Source organism: Blautia sp. An81 (assembly GCF_002161285.1).
Lineage (GTDB): Bacteria > Bacillota > Clostridia > Lachnospirales > Lachnospiraceae > Blautia > Blautia ornithocaccae.
This window is the reverse complement of sequence record NZ_NFHH01000073.1, coordinates 1-1,057: the sequence shown is the minus strand read 5'-3', so window position 1 is coordinate 1,057 and position 1,057 is coordinate 1. Positions and strand designations below refer to the sequence as shown.

Below are 1,057 nucleotides of genomic sequence, written 5' to 3'. Positions count from 1 at the left end.
GTCGAGTAGGTCAGCGGTATTACTACCGCCTTCCCCTCTAAGAACCGTGCGTGAGAGTTTCCCCTCACACGGCTCAAGCAATTCAAAGCATCTACCAATATAGATGCCGGCTAGTCAACTAACAGTTTTGTTTGTAACACTTATCATGCACAAGATAACGGACAGTCTGACCGCTTACTTTCTTTTCTCGTACATTCCATTGTGTTTCAGCAGTAATCTCTTGCCCACATATCGGACACTTCCTCTCCTGCTTATTCCACATATAAAGCAAAGATTTTCTCCCCTTGAGGGACATTAGCATCTTATACGTCATCCGTTCTTCAAAATACTCCTTCCATTCTCTATCAAAAGGATTGGCTTCACTGACAATCTTTTTATGTCGCATAATTTTCGTCTCAAATGCCAGCTTTAATGGGAAAATATCCTCTTTTCCATTTTTGTTTAAGACAACTAAAAATCGCCAATTCCTGTTCTTATAGTGGTGGAAATATTTCTTTAAAACCCAAGGTTTTCCCTTTTTCGGATGTCGTCTTTTCGCCCACTGCCACAATTTGCGGAATATCTGGTCATCCACTCTTTGGAATGTCTTTGATGACGCTCCGCACCTGTAATAATTCGCCCACCCTGTTATCTTTGGATTTAAGAGCCTTATCAATGTTTCCTGCTTGCAAGATTTATTACTATCTATCGTATAGCGGATTCCATCTAAAAATTTCTTTACACATTTCTTTGACGGTTGTGTCAACAGAACGCCTTTAAACTTTCTGATGTTAAAGCCAAGAAAATCAAATCCGTCACTAATGTGTGTGATAACCGTTTTTTCCTCCGATAATTCCAGTCCTCTTTCCGCAAGAAACTCAACTAGCATTGGTTTAATTTCTCTTTCCAAAACTTCTTTTTCTGCACTTGTGATGATGAAGTCATCTGCATAACGCACCAGATTTACCATAGGAGAATAATGCTTTCCTTTACGGCAGATGCGTTTGTATTTCTGTGCAAGAATCGGCTGAATACCGTCCAATGTCATGTTTGCAAGTGTTGGTGAAATAATTCCACC

Annotated in this window: 1 protein-coding gene; it reads right to left on the bottom strand. The window is 39.9% G+C overall.

What is annotated here, in order from left to right; all coding sequences use genetic code 11:
• Positions 1-118: 118 nt before the first annotated feature.
• Positions 119-1,057, bottom strand: a 939-nt coding sequence (locus tag B5G33_RS20870) for a group II intron maturase-specific domain-containing protein (protein ID WP_242974807.1), incomplete at its 5' end; no start/stop codon positions are given.